Here is a 16,815-nt window from a genome sequence, read left to right as displayed (position 1 = left end):
CCAACCCACTTTAAAAGATCTATGGCGTGCTATGTTGCTCTGATAATGTGTCTGATCAGGAATTAATGTTTGCGGTTGAGCGCACGCCAGCCTATATCGTGGCGATACTGCATGCCATCGAAGTGAATTTTTTCAACCGTATCATAGGCGTGTTTCTGCGCCTGTTTGACTGTATCGCCCAAACCAACCACGCATAAAACCCTGCCACCACTCGCACTCAAGGTTTTTTCATTCAATGTGGTGCCGGCATGGAAGGTTACGGTTTCAGCAGTTTCTGCAGGAATGCCAGTAATCTTGTCACCCTTGCGCGGGCTGTCCGGGTAACCAGCGGCAGCCATGACGATGCCCATGGCAGTACGTCTGTCCCATTCCAGTTCAACGGTATCGAGCGTGCCATCCACTGCATGCTCCATGACATGCAGAAGGTCGGTTTTCAGGCGCGCCATGATGGGCTGGGTTTCAGGATCACCCATGCGGCAATTGAATTCCAGCGTCTTTGGGTTGCCCTGGTCATCAATCATCAGACCCGCATACAAAAAGCCGGTGAAGACAATACCATCCTTGGCCATGCCCTGCACCGTAGGTACAATGATTTCACGCATCACGCGTGCGTGCAATTGCGGTGTGACAATAGGGGCAGGGGAGTAAGCACCCATGCCGCCAGTGTTAGGGCCTTCGTCATTGTCCAGCAAGCGTTTATGATCCTGGCTGGTAGCCAGCGGCAGAATATTCTTGCCATCCACCATGACGATGAAACTGGCTTCTTCGCCAGCCAGAAATTCTTCAATGACCACGCGGGCACCGGCATCACCCAGCTTATTGTCAGACAACATCATGTCAACGGCAGCATGCGCTTCTTCCAGCGTCATGGCGACGACCACACCTTTGCCGGCGGCCAGGCCATCAGCCTTGATGACGATAGGTGCGCCCTTGGCATTGATATACTCATGCGCTGGTGCCAGATCGGAAAAGGTCTGGTATTCAGCCGTGGGAATCGCATGCCTGTGCATGAACGCCTTGGCGAAATCCTTGGAGCTTTCGAGCTGTGCCGCTTCTTTGGTCGGGCCAAAAATTTTCAGGCCACGGTCACGGAAAATATTCACAATACCGGCAGCCAGTGGTACTTCCGGGCCGACCACGGTAATGCCGATATTTTCTTGCTCGGCAAAATCGGCCAGTGCGGCAGGATCGGTAATGTTGATGTTTTTCAGGCGTATATCAGCAGCTGTGCCACCATTGCCTGGGGCTACAAAAATGGTTTGTACACGTTCAGATTGAGCGAGTTTCCAGGCGAGGGCATGTTCACGGCCACCAGAGCCGACAACGAGTAATTTCATCTTAATCTTCTATGATGGCGTTGGTGAATACTTCTTGTACATCGTCGAGGTTTTCCAATGCATCCAGTAATTTCTGCATTTTGATACCTTCATCACCGGCAAACACCGTTTCAGTACTGGGTTTCATGACCACTTCAGCAACTTCGGCTTTGAACCCGGCTTTTTCCAGGCTGGCACGCAAATCAGACAGGCTGAATGGTGCACAGATGACTTCAATACCGCCTTCGTCATCAGTGACCACGTCGTCAGCACCGGCTTCGAGTGCGGCTTCCATCAGTGCATCTTCATTGGTGCCAGGGGCAAAGAACATCTGGCCACAATGCTTGAACAAAAAGGCAACAGAACCTTCGGTACCCATATTGCCACCGAATTTATTGAAGGCATGGCGGACCTCTGCCACCGTACGTACGCGGTTGTCAGTCATGCAATCAACCACAATGGCTGCACCACCTATGCCATAACCTTCGTAGCGCACCTCTTCGTAATTTGCGCCTTCCAGTGTGCCAGCGCCACGCTGGATTGCACGCGTGACGTTTTCCTTTGGCATATTGGCATCTGCTGCCTTGTCTACTGCCAGACGCAGACGCGGGTTGGAGTCAACATCCTCACCACCCATGCGTGCTGCAACCGTGATCTCCTTGATCAGACGCGTCCAGATCTTGCCGCGTTTGGCATCGGTTGCTGCTTTTTTATGCTTGATATTGGCCCATTTACTATGTCCTGCCATGATCGCTCTTTCCTGAATTGACAATAGCTCACCCTGAGGGCGGCAATTTTGCCTGGCTTGGTTTTATAATGAAGACCACTATTTTACCATAGTGGTTACGCCCGAATTCTCCAAATCATCCTTCAAAACTATGTCAAAACCACTGTTGATCGCTAAAAATCCTGAAATCGACCTGAATTTACTTTCTGACTGGGCCAACCGGCATGGTTGCATCACAGGTGCAACCGGTACCGGCAAGACCGTTACGCTGCAGGCCATGGCACAGGCATTTTCTGATATCGGGGTGCCGGTATTCATGGCGGATGTCAAAGGCGATTTGTCAGGTATGGCCAAGCCAGGCAGTGCCAACAGCAAGACGCAACAGCGTCTGGCCAGCTTGCAACTGGCTGAACCGCAATGGACTGCTTGCCCCGTCACTTTCTGGGATGTATTCGGCAAGCAAGGGCACCCGGTGCGGGCTACCATATCTGACCTCGGTCCTTTGTTGTTGGGGCGCATGCTGAACCTCAACGATACCCAGGAAGGCGTTTTGCAACTTGCCTTCAAGATCGCTGATGATCACGGCTTGTTACTGCTTGATACCAAAGATTTACGCGCCATGCTGCAATACCTGGCCGAGAATGCTTCAGCATTCCAGACAGAATATGGCAATATTTCTGCCGCCAGTGTAGGCGCAATACAGCGCTCCTTGTTGACCATATCCGAGCAGGGTGGTGAGCAATTCTTTGGTGAGCCCATGCTGAATCTGGACGACATGATGCAGACCGATGGCAATGGCCGTGGCTACGTGAATATCCTGGCGGCTGACCAATTGCTGCAATCACCGCGTTTGTATTCGACTTTCCTGCTGTGGATGTTGTCTGAACTATATGAGCATTTGCCAGAAGTGGGGGATGTCGATCAGCCGAAAATGGTGTTTTTCTTTGATGAAGCGCATTTGCTGTTTGATGAGGCGCCCAAGGTCTTGCTGCAAAAGATTGAACAGGTGGTACGCTTGATACGTTCCAAAGGTATTGGCGTGTATTTTGTGACGCAAAACCCGCTGGATATCCCGGATACCGTGCTGGGCCAACTAGGCAATCGTGTACAGCATGCCTTGCGTGCCTATACCCCGCGTGACCAGAAGGCGGTGCAGGCTGCGGCAGAAACCTTCCGCCCCAATCCAAAGCTGGATACGGCAGCGGTGATTGCTGAACTGGGGGTGGGCGAAGCTCTGGTTTCCTTCCTGGATGAAAAGGGACGTCCAAATATCGTGCAACGGGCTCTGGTCGTACCGCCTGCCTCGCAGATTGGAGCCATCACTGATGAAGAGCGTCAGCAAACCATGTGCAATTCCATCGTGGCAGGTGTATATGAAACAACCATAGATCGTGACTCTGCCTATGAAAAACTGAAAGGACGTGTTGATACACGCGCTGCAAGTGCAGAATCACAGCCGGCAGGCGATCACGCAGATACGAATGCCTGGGGAAATATGCCGGCAAACACATCGCCAGCAGTGGTGCGTCCGCCAGCGCAGCAAGAAAATGCGTCAGCAAGCAGCGGTGTTGTCGGAGACACGCTAAAAAGTGTCTTTGGCAATTTGATGGGGGGCGGCAGTGGCCTGCGTCGTCGTGATAATGTAGTGGAAACCATGGTCAAATCAGCTGTCAGGACCATGGGATCTCAGGTAGGGCGTGAAATTATTCGTGGGGTACTCGGGTCTATCCTGAAGAAATAAGGCAGGAAAGGGGGGGCTAATAAAACCTCTCTCCGTCCAGAAGGAAGGTTTACTCCTGCTGCCCCGAATTGGCCAGGCGTTTGAAAATGCTGTTCAAATCTGACGCATGTTGTTTCACGGCAGTGGGTTTCTGGCATGCCTGTGGCGTCTCGGCTTGCGCACGTTTAGGGCGAAGGACGGGTTGGTCCGCGTATTGCAATCTTGGTGTGTACATTTGATGCTCCTTACCAGTGCTTGTTAACCATAATGCAAAGTGTAATGAAATTTGCATGCATTAATGGTTACACAAAGTCAAATTAGGAGGGCAAAACCGTGCCACGGTGTAAAAGATTGTCAGTTCTTTTCCGGAGGGGAATTAAAATGCCTGAATTCGTCACGGAATGAGAAAATAAAGTGTGACTGAGTGATTCTGAAGGCACAGAAGTATCGAAAGGTTTTAATCAAATTTATTTATGCATGCCAATAATCCTGCTTTACTTGCCCGACAGTCCTACCTGACTGGTCTGGCGATTGCTTTGACTGGTGCCATACTTTTTTCGACCAAAGCCATCGTCGCCAAGCTCATTTATCGCTATAACGTTGACGCAGTTACTTTGATTTGTTTTCGCATGGCATTTTCTTTGCCGATTTTTGCTGGCGTTGCTTTGTGGCAAATGCACAAGGCAGGCAGCCTGAGTAAAAGGGACAGGCTAAGCCTGATCGGCCTGGGCTTGATTGGCTATTACCTGTCCTCTTTCCTGGATTTTCTGGGTTTGCAATACATTACAGCAGGTCTGGAACGACTGATATTGTTCCTGACGCCTTCTTTCGTTTTGCTGATTTCAGTTTTCTTTTTGAAGCGCGCGGTCAGCCGGCTGGAATGGATGGCTTTGACAGTCTCTTATCTGGGCATCGTGCTGGTGTTTTTTCATGACCTGAAATTCGGTGGCAGCAATGTCATGCTGGGTTCGGCGCTGGTGTTGGGGGCGGCAGTTTCTTATGCGATGTACTTGATACAGTCAGGCCAGCTGGTGCAAAGACTGGGCTCCTTGCGCCTGGTATCTTATGCAATGTGTGTTTCCAGTGCTGCCTGCATAGGTCAATTCTTTGTCCTGCGCCCGGCATCCATGCTGGTGCAGCCGCTTGCTGTATATTCTCTGTCAATGGTGAATGCTATTTTTTGTACTGTATTGCCTGTGTTTATGACCATGATAGCAGTGAAAAAAATTGGCGCCGCCACTGCGTCACAGGCAGGAATGATAGGGCCGGTATCAACCTTGTTTTTAGGCGCATATTTTCTGGGGGAACCTATCACGGCCTGGCAAATGGCAGGTACAGTGCTGGTCATGGGGGGGATGTATTTGTTGTCGGCAAAGAAAACTTCAAGTTAAACCGGTGCATCAGATGCAGCGTAGAACAGATTTATAATCAGGAGCCAGACATGGTAATGGTAAAAGCAATCCGGATGCAGCAAACCGGCGGTCCAGAGGTGATGGAATATGTCGATGTTGAACTAGGGGAACCTGGTGCTGGTGAGGTACTAGTGCGTCACAAGGCATGCGGCCTGAACTTTATTGATGTGTATTTTCGCACCGGGCTTTATCCGCAGCCTTTGCCTGGCGGGCTGGGTATGGAAGGTGCAGGCATAGTCGAAGCAGTAGGCCCAGGTGTGACATACGTGCGCGTCGGTGACAGGGTTGCCTATGCTGGCAGACCAACTGGTGCTTATGCCGGGGCACGCATTATGCCAGCCGATAACTTGGTGCGTCTGCCTGACAGTATTGGTTTTGAAACTGCCGCAGCGATGATGTTGCAGGGTTTGACGGTGCAATATTTATTTCATCGTACTTTCCCTTTGCAGGGGGGCGAAACAATATTATTCCATGCCGCCGCAGGCGGTGTCGGTTTGATAGCATGCCAATGGGCACGCGCAATAGGCGTCACCATGATCGGCACCGTTGGTTCGGATGAAAAGGGAGAATTGGCCAAAGCCCATGGCTGTACCCATGTCATTAACTACAATAAAGAGAACTTTGTTCAGCGCGTTCGTGAGATAACAGATGGAAAAGGGGTATCTGTCGTTTATGATTCAATCGGCAAGGACACCTTCATCAATTCGCTTGATTGCCTGGCGCCACTGGGTATGATGGTCAGTTTTGGTAATGCTTCTGGTCCGGTGCCAGCTTTTAGTCTGAATGAACTGGGTTCACGTGGCTCGCTGTTTATCACCAGACCGAGTTTGATGAGCTATACCGCCAAGCGTGATGACCTTGAACAAATGGCCGCTCAGTTGTTTTCCATGGTGGAAAGCGGCAAGATTAAAATAGATATTCACCAACGCTATGCCCTGAGTGAAGTTGCCCAGGCCCATCGTGACCTGGAAGCACGAAAAACAACAGGTTCTACCATATTAATTCCATGATGCAAGATAATATGACACAAGTTACCCCGCCAATGAAGAAAGCAGATGGACATAAAAATGACAGCCCCAAATTTGGACGCCTGCTGGCGGTTCTGATTTTTGCCGTCATGCTGATAGTCATCATTACCTTTGCTTCTGAGGCTTACTATACTAACTAATACAGGTTGAATAAGTAAAAAGTAGATTTGCTAGCTTTTTGCTAATTATTTTTGTCACTTTATACACCATGTTCAGACAATTCGGACCGTGAGCAGCATACATCTGGTGGTGCATGGCGCAATTGATTTGTGTGCCATGTTACTGCAGTTTTATCAACTATCCTGATTACAATAAAAACGAGCAATGGACACCCTTCCACTGAATACTGCTAAAACCAGCGAATTTTCCAGCTCCAGTCGTTTGCTGATATTGCAAAGTCTGGTGCCGATAGCGACTAATCTGGTGTCTTCACAACTGGAAGCATTTGCCGGTCGCCTGACCGAAGCCTTGTTCAAGTTGTCGGATCAGACTGTCAGACCAGAGGAAGTGGCAATCAGTTTTCAGGCGTATCAGCAACTGAAACGCAATGGCACCACCTTCTATCGGCTGGTGGCAGGGCAGATCAATGCTGCCCTGGCCAAGGAAGTCAGCGTGGTGAATACGCGAAAGCGTGTCAGAACCGATGAAGGAAAACAGGATTTTTCTCTTGTCAGCTTTGAGGAGATGGAAAGCAAGGTACTCAGCCGTAACCTTAGCCAGTCGCTGGAAGTTAATAATGCTGAGCAATTGGTGGCGCTGAATGTGCGTATAGGACATGTCTTGCGGAGGACGCCCATCAGCGTGTCGCAAAACCCGTTTCGTCCTGAACTGTTTGTCAAGGCGGTACATCAGGCCTGGATGGAGCTGGAGCCAGATCCCGAAACTCATCATCTGATTTTGCGCTTGTTGCAACCAGAATTATTTTTGCAACTGGGGGCGATTTATAGGGAATTGAACCAGGCTTTGATAGAGCGTGGCATTCTTCCTGATATTAATGACGGATATCGCAATAAACAGAAAAAGAACATACATTCAGCAACGGAAGATATCAGTGACCGTGACCCCTACCTGGAAAATAAGTTAAGGAATATTTTTTCTGGCACATCCACACCTGCTTCTTTCAGCAATACTGTTAGTGGCGGTGGCGGTGGCGGTGGCGGTGGCGGTGGCGGTGGCGGTGGCGGTGGCGGTGGCGGTGGCGGTGGCGCAGACGGCATCCCATATGCCAGTGGCCAGCAGGGTGGTGGTGGCTCAGGCGTTGGTGGCGGTGGTTTTGCCGGGGATGGCAATGTCGGTGGTGGTGGGATGCACGCCCCCGATATGGTTACCATTGATCGTCAGTTTTTTGACTACCTGACCAGCGTGCAAAGAAATTTCTCGACCAATCCCATGCCTATGGACACGGCGCATTTGCGGCAATTGTCGCAGCAGCCGAATGCCGAAAGCCTGACCCATATTGATCAAAGCACCATCGAGCTACTGGCGCGGATTTTTGATTATGTGTTCAACGATTCCAGTATTCCTGCTGATATCAAGGGGCTCATAGGTCAACTGCAGATACCCACGCTCAAAGTGGCATTGTTGGATAAAGATTTCTTTTTCAAGGAAAGCCATCCGGCCAGGGTACTGATAGATACGCTGGCAAAATCCAGTGTGCTGCTGAATAGTGATACCACGACAGAAGACCCGCTCTATCAGATGATAGAAGGCATCGTCGAACGGGTACAGCAGGATTTCGATCAGCAGATAGAATTGTTTTCAGACGTTGTTGCCGACCTTGAAGCCTTTTTGAAGGACGAGGAACAGCAGACTGAAGTTGCTATCAGCGAGCCAGTCGCAGTCGCCCTGAAGCAGGAAAAAATGCGACTGGCACGTGAATTTGCCGAAAATGATGTCGCCATCCGGGTAGAAACGGGTGAAGTTGCCGGTTTTCTGGAAGTGTTTTTGAAAGAGCAGTGGATACGTATCCTGACCATTGCCCATAACGTCAAGGAAGAAAAGCCCAACGCCCTGGAAAATGCTTTGCGGACGATGGATGACCTGATCTGGAGCCTGAAGCCGAAAAACAGTGCCGAAGAACGCAAGGAACTGGTCAGCAAATTGCCCGCCATGCTGTCCTTGCTGAACGCCTGGCTGAATGCGATTAAATGGGATGAACCTGACCGTGTTCTGTTCTTTTCCAAACTGGCCGAGCGGCATGCTGCCATTGCCCGTGCACCGCTGGAATTTTCACCGCGTCGCCAACTCGAAATTGCCGTCAACATCGCACAAAGAGCCAGTGAAAGACGCCTGAATCGTCATGTACAGGATCAGATAGAGCAGCCAGTGGATGAATGGGCGCGTGTCATTGAAACCATGGAACGTGGCATCTGGGTTGATTTTACACGGCCAAATGGTGTGACTACCCGTTTCAAACTGGCCTGGGTCAGCCCCAAGCGTACCCGTTATATCTTCACCAACCGTCAGGGACATGATGCATTTTCTGTATCGAGTGAAGAGTTGATTACCCAGTTCCGCGAAGGTAACGCGATACAGATCGTCGCCGAATCGGTGGTGGATCGTGCCCTGGTTGAAGCACTGAGAGACCCTCCAGCCTGATTGGCTACAAAAACCTTCAAAAATGCCCCTGGATTGCATGGCATTCAGGGGCATTTTCATTAGTTGCAACTATGGGTTGCAACTAAGGGCCTTGCTATTTACCCATCTTTATTTCAACTTCAGTAGTGCTGCCATTTTTACCCGGGAAGTCTTTCAACGCGCTATCCATCATCCATGGCATGAACGTCGATATTTCCGGTTCAGTTTGTTCTGAGCTTACCTTGATATCAGCCAGTTTTTTTGCTGGACTGATTTCTTCTATATGGATTTCCAATTGATGCAGGAAACTGGCACGCAGGCTGAAATCTGTCCAGTAGCGTGGGTATCCGCCCCAACCCCAGTAAGGGTAGGGATAAGCAAAGCGGGCACGATAAAATCCCCGGCGAAAATGCACATCCCAGAATGGATCATAAATTGCGGGATGCCATAACGGCGAATACTGAATTTCCCGCAGCGTAGTGCCGTATTTCATTCCTACCTTCATCGCAGGCGTGGCACCGGCGCTGATTTCCTTGAAGCCCAGAACCTGCAGGCGGGTACGAAGCATATCTTCATATAATTTATGCTCAGGATTGTTTTCCTGTCCGGGGTCACGTTCAAAGATATACGATTTATCGGCTGCTGCCGGCCATTCATGGAATACGCTGACCTGGCTGCTGAAGGTTGTCGCACAGCCACTCAGTAAAACACTACAAGCCACAGCAAATAGCATGGCAATTTTTTTCATGGTGCTACTCCTTGATAGTTCAGTTCTTGTTCCGTCACTTCATGATATGCATCATCGCGCAAACGTGTTGCGATTTCTGTAACGTGTTGTAACGACTTTGTGACCGTCGGTAAGAAGCCGCGATCTCCCAGTTTTCTTGAAATTTTTAGCGTATCTCAGCAAAAAATCCACAATCTAGCCAAATTTTATTTGTTATTGCAAAGTAATTATGACTGCTTTTGTGCCTGTGTACACACAGCTTGGTAAAATGGCAGTCTTCGCAGAGTTCATAAGACTTTGCCATTCCATTTATTTTCGCGAGATATTCAATCCATGCGCAACGATACTGCCAGCAAACCACAGACTATTTTCCGTAAAGACTATGTTGCCCCAGGTTTTTGGGTGGACACGGTAGAGATGGGTTTTGACCTTGATCTGCAAGCCACCCACGTGGCAACGCGCATGACCATGCGCCGCAATCATGACAGTAAAGAGAAAGACCTGGTTCTGTTTGGTGAATCCCTGAAATTGCTGCAACTGCGCATGAACGGCGTGAACCTGAAGAAAAGCGCCTACAAGATAGAAGGCGAGACCCTGCGCATTGCCAATGCGCCGGATGACGTCACGCTGGAAATTGAAACCCTGATCAACCCGCAAAAAAATACTTCGTTGTCCGGCCTGTATGCGTCGAATGGCAATTTCATCACCCAGTGCGAGGCCGAAGGCTTCCGCAAGATCACCTGGTTCCCGGATCGCCCCGATGTCATGGCGAAATACACCGTCATGCTGCGTGCAGACAAGAAAAAATTCCCTGTCCTGCTGAGCAACGGTAACCTGATTGCCGAAGGCGATCTGGGCGATGGCCGTCATTTCGCCAAATGGGAAGACCCGTTCAAAAAACCTTCCTACCTGTTCGCGTTGGTAGCTGGCAAGCTGGTATGTCAGGAAGAAAATTACAAGCTCAAATCTGGTCGCAAGGCTCTGTTGCAAGTCTGGGTAGAAGAGGGCAACTTGGACAAGACCCAGCATGCCATGGATTCCCTGAAAAACAGCATACGTTGGGATGAACAGCGCTTTGGCCTGGAACTGGATCTGGATCGCTTCATGATCGTTGCCACTGGCGACTTCAATATGGGCGCGATGGAAAACAAGGGTCTGAATATCTTCAATACCAAGTTTGTGCTGGCCAATCCATCCATCGCTACTGACGTGGATTATGCAGGCATAGAATCCGTAGTCGGGCATGAATATTTCCATAACTGGACCGGCAACCGTGTCACCTGCCGCGACTGGTTCCAGTTGTCACTGAAAGAAGGCCTGACAGTTTTCCGCGACCAGGAATTTTCTGCTGACCTGGTTGGCACTGCCACCGGTCGCGCAGTCAAACGTATTGAAGATGTGCGGCTGCTGCGCCAGGTACAGTTTTCGGAAGATGCAGGTCCTATGGCCCATCCTGTACGCCCTGATTCTTTCGTCGAAATCAATAACTTCTACACCGTCACGATTTACGAAAAAGGTTCGGAAGTCGTGCGCATGTATTACACCCTGCTGGGGCACGATGGTTTCCGCAAGGGTATGGATCTGTATTTTGAACGTCATGATGGCCAGGCAGTTGAATGTGATGACTTCCGTGCCGCCATGGCCGATTCCAGTGGCCGTGACCTGACCCAGTTTGAACGCTGGTATAGCCAGGCTGGTACACCGCGCGTCAAGGTGGAAACAAGCTATGATGCAGAAGCGCAGATTTATGAAATCAAACTCAGCCAGTCTTGCCCGGCTACCCCAGGGCAAGTAAGAAAACTGCCTTTCCATATCCCGGTGGCGATGGGTTTGCTGGGGGCTGATGGCAAGGACATGGCATTACATTGCGCTGGTTACGAAGCCCATGCGGGCGCAAGCAGCCTGGTATTGGAGCTGACAGAAGACAGCCAGACCTTCCGCTTCAGCAAAGTCAGCAGCAAGCCTGTGCCTTCGCTGCTGCGCAATTTCTCTGCACCTGTGGTGCTGGAGATTGATTACAGCGATGAAGAACTGGGACTCTTGCTGGCAAACGATAGCGACCCGTTCAATCGCTGGGAAGCGGGCCAACGTCTGGCCACACGTCGCCTGGTAAAACTGACGACTGCCGTACAGCAAGGCGAAGAACTGACGCTTGACAGCATGTTCATTGAAGCCCTGCGCGCCACCCTGAACGATGCCAGCCTGGACCCGGCTTTCCGTGAACTGGTGTTGACCCTGCCTTCCGAAGCCATGATTGCGGAAGAATTCAAGGTCGTTGATCCGCAGGCTATTCATACTGCGCGCCAGTTCGCCCGCGCCACCCTGACCGAACATCTGCGCGCTGATTTGCTGAGTGCTTATGAAGGTCACCTGACTCCTGGCAAGTACAGTCCAGATGCACAATCCATGGCCAGACGCGGTTTGAAAAATCTGGCTCTGTCGTATCTGCTTGAATGGTCGGACGATTCCACTTTTGACCTGGCGAAAACCCAGTTTGATGAAGCTGAAAACATGACAGATCGCCTGGCGGCACTGACGGCCCTGACTAACTTCAGTGGCAAGGACAAGCATGCCAAAGCAGCCGCCAAAGCCCTGAACCAGTTCTATAAAGATTTCAAGAAAGAAGCCCTGGTCATCGATAAATGGTTCATGTTGCAGGCAACTGCACGTACTACCGATGTCGCCAAAGTGCGTGAGCTGATGAAACACCCGGCTTTCACCTTGAACAACCCCAACCGCGCGCGCAGTTTGACTTTTGCTTTCTGCAATGCCAATCCGGCACGCTTCCATGCGGCTGACGGCAGTGGTTATGCCTTGTGGGCAGAATTGGTGATTGCCCTGAACAAGCTTAACCCGCAAGTGGCAGCTCGTCTGGCCCGCAGCATGGATCGCTGGAAGAAGTATCCAAAGAATTTGCAAACCCATATGAAGGCAGCTCTGCAAAAAGTGGCTGACACCAAGAAGCTGTCGAAAGATGTGCTGGAAGTGGTCAGCAAGGCGCTGGCGTCCTGAAAACCTGTTTTTGATCTTACTGCGCGAGCGTGATCGGGGCTCATGCGCTGCTCTATTTGTTGCCACTGAGCCCGCTGACGCTCGCTACAGATCGTAAACAGGTTTTGAACGACTTATTGAACAAGCTATTGACAAGAATTACTGAAAAAAATCGAGAGAACAACATGAAACGTGTAAGCCTGACCCAGTACCTGGTCGAAGAGCAGCGCCTGAATAATTCGATACCGGCGGAATTGCGCCTCTTGATCGAAGTGGTGGCGCGTGCCTGTAAAACCATCAGCCATGCCGTAGGCAAGGGTGCCCTGGGTGAAGTCCTGGGCACCGCTGGCAGTGAAAACATCCAGGGCGAAGTGCAAAAGAAACTCGACATCCTGTCGAATGAAATTTTGCTGGAAGCGAATGAATGGGGCGGCCATCTGGCTGCCATGGCATCGGAAGAAATGGAAAGCATCCATCCCATCCCTAACCGCTATCCCCAGGGCGAATACATGCTGTTGTTTGATCCACTTGATGGCTCCAGCAATATTGACGTCAATGTCTCCATCGGTACTATCTTTTCGGTATTGAAGGCACCAGAAGGTATGGGCAAGCCTTCCGAGCAAGACTTCCTGCAACCAGGCAGCAAGCAGGTCGCCGCCGGTTATGCTGTGTATGGCCCACAGACCGTGCTGGTGCTGACCACAGGCAATGGTGTGAACTGCTTCACCCTGGATCGCGAAATGGGTTCATGGGTACTGACACAACGCAATATGCAAATCCCGGAAGATACCAAAGAATTTGCCATTAATGCCTCCAATACCCGTCACTGGTATCCACCAGTCACGCGTTATGTCGATGAAATGCTGGCGGGCAGTACCGGTCCACGCGGCAAAGAATTCAACATGCGCTGGATCGCCTCGATGGTTGCCGACGTACACCGTATCCTGAACCGTGGCGGCGTCTTTATGTACCCAGCAGACAAGCGTGAACCAGACAAGGCAGGCAAACTGCGCCTGATGTACGAAGCCAACCCCATGTCCTTCATCGTCGAACAAGCTGGCGGCGCATCCACAGATGGCAAGCAGCGCATGCTGGATATACAACCAGAAAAACTGCATCAGCGTGTGGCGGTGTTTTTGGGTTCAAAAAATGAAGTGGAGAGAGTGACGCAGTATCATCAGGAATAATCAGCTGGAAAAAAATATGTCTCAACAAGTTGGTGATCTGGAAGCTGAAATCATCTTGCGCAAAGCAGAGCGCAGGGTGAAAGCGAAGGCGATTCTTTACAGTAATTATCGACGTGGCCCCAACAGGGGATTGGTTGCACTGGCAACGGTAGTGGCGCTTTACTTGTTGGATACTCTGCCCATCCCACCCTTGCTTGTGGGTTTGCTTGTTTGTTTGGTCAGTGTTGTAGTCGGTATTAGTCTTGAGCTTTCTATTGTCCACAAAAAATTGAATGCTGCTATTGAACTACTGCAATTGCAAGAAACGACAAATAACGATATCTCGAAATAGTTAAATTTGACATGTTTGTATCGTGAAAAACGCGAAGTATGAGCTTCGCGTTTTTTATGTCTGGAGAGTTTCTAATAAAAACTTCTCACCATTTAGGTTAGGGTGCAGAGAATTGCAGTATGGTGGTAAAGCGCAAACGAAAGCCTGCTCTGAGTATTTGCAATGGAAGGCTTCTTGATACCTTCATACGTAAATTGCGGTTGCAGGCCGGTGGTAGACCGGCGGCTACATACCTTTTTGCTTCGCCAAAAAGGTATGCCAAAAAGGCGACCCAGGCGTCGTCGCCCCTGCGGGGTTCCCGTTTGTGCACTACAAAAAATGGGAAGGTCCGAAACTCGCTTCGCTCAGACACCGGCCCTTCTCTTTCCATTTTCTGCAGCGCACAAACGGCGTCGACACATGGGAACTGCCAAAGTCAAAAGCAACGTCAATGCGGCCAATAGTCAAGTTTTAGACGCTTGACTGATTAGCGACTGAGACGCAGAAAACCTAAACTTCACGTTTTCTCCTGCCTTTCTCTGTGTCTCTGTGGTGAGCTTTTTGGTCTTGAAAAATTAATTAATACTTTTTTCGACCTAATTGTCAATAAATTCAATATTTGACATATCGTTCTACGCAAGGCAATCTCTCATATACTATTTTCATCGTTCAACCTCTGGAGTGTCATCATGCCCGTTTACCGTTCCCGAACCACTACCCATGGCCGCAATATGGCGGGTGCCCGCGCTTTGTGGCGTGCGACTGGTATGAAAGATGGTGATTTCGAAAAACCTATCGTTGCCGTCGTCAATTCCTTCACCCAGTTTGTGCCTGGTCACGTGCATTTGAAAGACCTGGGGCAGATGGTGGCGCGCGAGATTGAAGCGGCTGGTGGTGTAGCGAAAGAATTCAATACCATTGCCGTGGATGACGGTATCGCCATGGGTCATGGCGGCATGTTGTATTCGCTGCCTTCACGCGAATTGATTGCTGATTCGGTCGAATACATGGTCAATGCCCATTGTGCTGATGCCATGGTGTGTATCTCTAACTGCGACAAGATTACCCCCGGCATGCTGATGGCTGCCATGCGCTTGAATATCCCGGTCGTGTTTGTATCCGGTGGCCCTATGGAAGCCGGCAAGGTGCTGGAGACATTGCATCCGAAGCAGACTGGCGAGCAAAAAATCATGAAAATTGATTTGGTCGATGCCATGATCAAGGCAGGTGACAGTAAGGTGTCTGATGAGGAAATCGGTCGTATCGAACGGTCTGCCTGCCCGACCTGCGGCTCTTGTTCCGGCATGTTCACCGCAAATTCCATGAACTGTCTGACAGAAGCGCTTGGTTTGTCACTGCCAGGTAATGGCACGATTTTGGCCACACATGCAGACCGCAAGGAATTATTCCTGCGCGCTGGTCGTCTGGTCGTGGAATTGGCCAAGCGCCATTATGAGCAAGATGATTATTCCATCCTGCCACGCTCGATTGCGAGCAAGGCGACCTTTGAAAACGCCATGGCGCTGGACGTATCCATGGGCGGCTCTACCAATACTGTCTTGCATTTGCTGGCAGCGGCGCATGAGGCGGGTGTTGATTTCAAGATGGCTGATATTGACCGTATCTCGCGCAAGGTTCCTTGCCTGTGCAAGGTCGCGCCGATGACCGATAAATACCATATTGAAGACGTGCATCGTGCTGGTGGTATTATCTCTATCCTGGGTGAACTGGCACGCGCCGGTTTGCTCGATACCACTCGTCCGACAGTGCATAGCCCGACCATGGCTGACGCAATTGCGCAAAATGATATCGCTGTGACAGATAATGCAGCGATACGCAAACTGTTCAGCGCTGCACCTGGTGGCGTGCCTACCCAGACTGCATTTTCACAAGACAAGCGTTTTGACAGTCTGGATACTGACCGTGAAGCTGGCTGCATACGCGACAAGGCGCATGCCTATTCACAAGATGGTGGCCTGGCTGTGTTGTATGGCAACCTGGCAGAAAAAGGCTGTATCGTCAAAACCGCTGGTGTTGATGAAAGCATTTTGAAATTTACCGGCAAAGCCCGTGTGTTTGAAAGCCAGGATTCTGCAGTCGAAGCCATCCTTGGTGATACCGTGCATGAAGGTGATGTCGTCATCATCCGTTATGAAGGCCCTAAAGGCGGCCCCGGCATGCAGGAAATGCTGTATCCGACTTCGTACATCAAATCCAAAGGCTTGGGCAAAGCTTGCGCGCTGTTCACTGATGGCCGTTTCTCTGGTGGCTCATCCGGTCTGGTGATTGGCCATGCTTCACCTGAGGCAGCTGAAGGCGGTACGATTGGTCTGGTCGAAGAGGGCGATATCATAGAAATCGATATTCCTGCCCGAACCATCAACCTGAAAGTCAGCGACAGCGATCTGGCGCAGCGCAGGACAGCTATGGAAGCGCGTGGCCCACAAGCCTGGCAGCCAATCGACCGCGACCGTTATGTTTCGCAAGCCTTGCAAGCCTATGCTGCCTTGGCAACATCGGCTGACCGTGGAGCTGTCAGGGATATTACTCAGTTGAAGCGTAAATAAAAATTGGCTTGTGAGTAACAATCAGGTTGTCATGGTCTGATTGTCAAATTCCAGGGCGTTATGGATAAAATCCGGCGCCCTGTTTTCATTTGTCGGGCCTGAATTGGCCGTGGCTTTCCTGGTCGCACTTGCTTTCTTGCATGCTGACCATACATACTTACCAGAGCTTGAAAATAACACGATCGTTCACTGCATGAAGTAGGAAATGCGTGCCTCGTTTATACTCTGGTCTGGGCCGTCATTTTTTAAATGC

Annotated in this window: 13 protein-coding genes; 9 read left to right on the top strand and 4 right to left on the bottom strand. The window is 50.5% G+C overall.

What is annotated here, in order from left to right; translation table 11 throughout:
* Positions 1-62: 62 nt before the first annotated feature.
* Positions 63-1,337 carry a phosphoribosylamine--glycine ligase gene (purD, locus tag AC1RVX_RS23280; RefSeq protein ID WP_493218969.1) on the bottom strand — a complete coding sequence of 425 codons (1,275 nt, stop codon included), beginning with the start codon at positions 1,335-1,337 and terminating at the stop codon, positions 63-65.
* A 1-nt stretch (position 1,338) separates the two neighbouring features.
* Positions 1,339-2,064 carry a YebC/PmpR family DNA-binding transcriptional regulator gene (locus AC1RVX_RS23275; protein WP_493218968.1) on the bottom strand — a complete coding sequence of 242 codons (726 nt, stop codon included), beginning with the start codon at positions 2,062-2,064 and terminating at the stop codon, positions 1,339-1,341.
* Between the two features lie 130 nt (positions 2,065-2,194).
* On the opposite strand from AC1RVX_RS23275, the gene AC1RVX_RS23270 reads away from it, so the two are divergent.
* Positions 2,195-3,784, top strand: a complete 1,590-nt coding sequence (locus AC1RVX_RS23270; protein ID WP_493218967.1) for a helicase HerA-like C-terminal domain-containing protein — start codon at positions 2,195-2,197, stop codon at positions 3,782-3,784.
* Between the two features lie 49 nt (positions 3,785-3,833).
* Here the strand turns inward: AC1RVX_RS23270 and AC1RVX_RS23265 are convergent, their stop codons facing one another.
* Positions 3,834-3,998: a hypothetical protein gene (locus AC1RVX_RS23265; protein ID WP_493218966.1), complete on the bottom strand. Its 165-nt coding sequence runs from the start codon at positions 3,996-3,998 to the stop codon at positions 3,834-3,836.
* A 238-nt stretch (positions 3,999-4,236) separates the two neighbouring features.
* Between AC1RVX_RS23265 and AC1RVX_RS23260 the strand changes: the two genes are divergently transcribed.
* From AC1RVX_RS23260 to AC1RVX_RS23245, 4 genes are all read left to right on the top strand, one after another.
* Positions 4,237-5,154, top strand: coding sequence for a DMT family transporter (locus AC1RVX_RS23260; RefSeq protein ID WP_493218965.1), 918 nt, complete (start codon positions 4,237-4,239; stop codon positions 5,152-5,154).
* Between the two features lie 56 nt (positions 5,155-5,210).
* Entirely contained in the window at positions 5,211-6,185 is a 975-nt protein-coding gene (locus AC1RVX_RS23255; protein WP_493219083.1) for a quinone oxidoreductase family protein, read from the top strand.
* Positions 6,186-6,196: 11 nt separating this feature from the next.
* Entirely contained in the window at positions 6,197-6,343 is a 147-nt protein-coding gene (locus AC1RVX_RS23250; RefSeq protein ID WP_493218964.1) for a hypothetical protein, read from the top strand.
* A gap of 184 nt (positions 6,344-6,527) precedes the next feature.
* A complete protein-coding gene (locus AC1RVX_RS23245) occupies positions 6,528-8,801 on the top strand; it encodes a DUF1631 family protein (protein ID WP_493218963.1) in 2,274 nt (757 codons plus the stop codon).
* 94 nt (positions 8,802-8,895) lie between these two features.
* Here the strand turns inward: AC1RVX_RS23245 and AC1RVX_RS23240 are convergent, their stop codons facing one another.
* Positions 8,896-9,528: a DUF4136 domain-containing protein gene (locus tag AC1RVX_RS23240; protein WP_493218962.1), complete on the bottom strand. Its 633-nt coding sequence runs from the start codon at positions 9,526-9,528 to the stop codon at positions 8,896-8,898.
* 312 nt (positions 9,529-9,840) lie between these two features.
* Here AC1RVX_RS23240 and pepN point away from each other — a divergent pair, with 312 nt between their 5' ends.
* The 4 genes from pepN (at position 9,841) to ilvD (ending at position 16,562) form a co-directional block, all read left to right on the top strand.
* Positions 9,841-12,519 (top strand): aminopeptidase N, encoded by a 2,679-nt coding sequence (gene pepN / locus AC1RVX_RS23235; protein WP_493218961.1) that lies wholly within the window; start codon positions 9,841-9,843, stop codon positions 12,517-12,519.
* Between the two features lie 164 nt (positions 12,520-12,683).
* Positions 12,684-13,685, top strand: a complete 1,002-nt coding sequence (locus tag AC1RVX_RS23230; protein WP_493218960.1) for a class 1 fructose-bisphosphatase — start codon at positions 12,684-12,686, stop codon at positions 13,683-13,685.
* Positions 13,686-13,701: 16 nt separating this feature from the next.
* Positions 13,702-14,016 carry a hypothetical protein gene (locus AC1RVX_RS23225; RefSeq protein WP_493218959.1) on the top strand — a complete coding sequence of 105 codons (315 nt, stop codon included), beginning with the start codon at positions 13,702-13,704 and terminating at the stop codon, positions 14,014-14,016.
* 668 nt (positions 14,017-14,684) lie between these two features.
* A complete protein-coding gene (gene ilvD, locus AC1RVX_RS23220; RefSeq protein ID WP_493218958.1) occupies positions 14,685-16,562 on the top strand; it encodes a dihydroxy-acid dehydratase in 1,878 nt (625 codons plus the stop codon).
* Positions 16,563-16,815: the final 253 nt, after the last annotated feature.

The sequence above is a fragment of the Undibacterium sp. GW821-FHT11B02 genome (assembly GCF_058808955.1).
The sequence above is the reverse complement of the archived record's forward strand: the minus strand, read 5'-3'. Positions and strand labels throughout refer to the sequence as shown.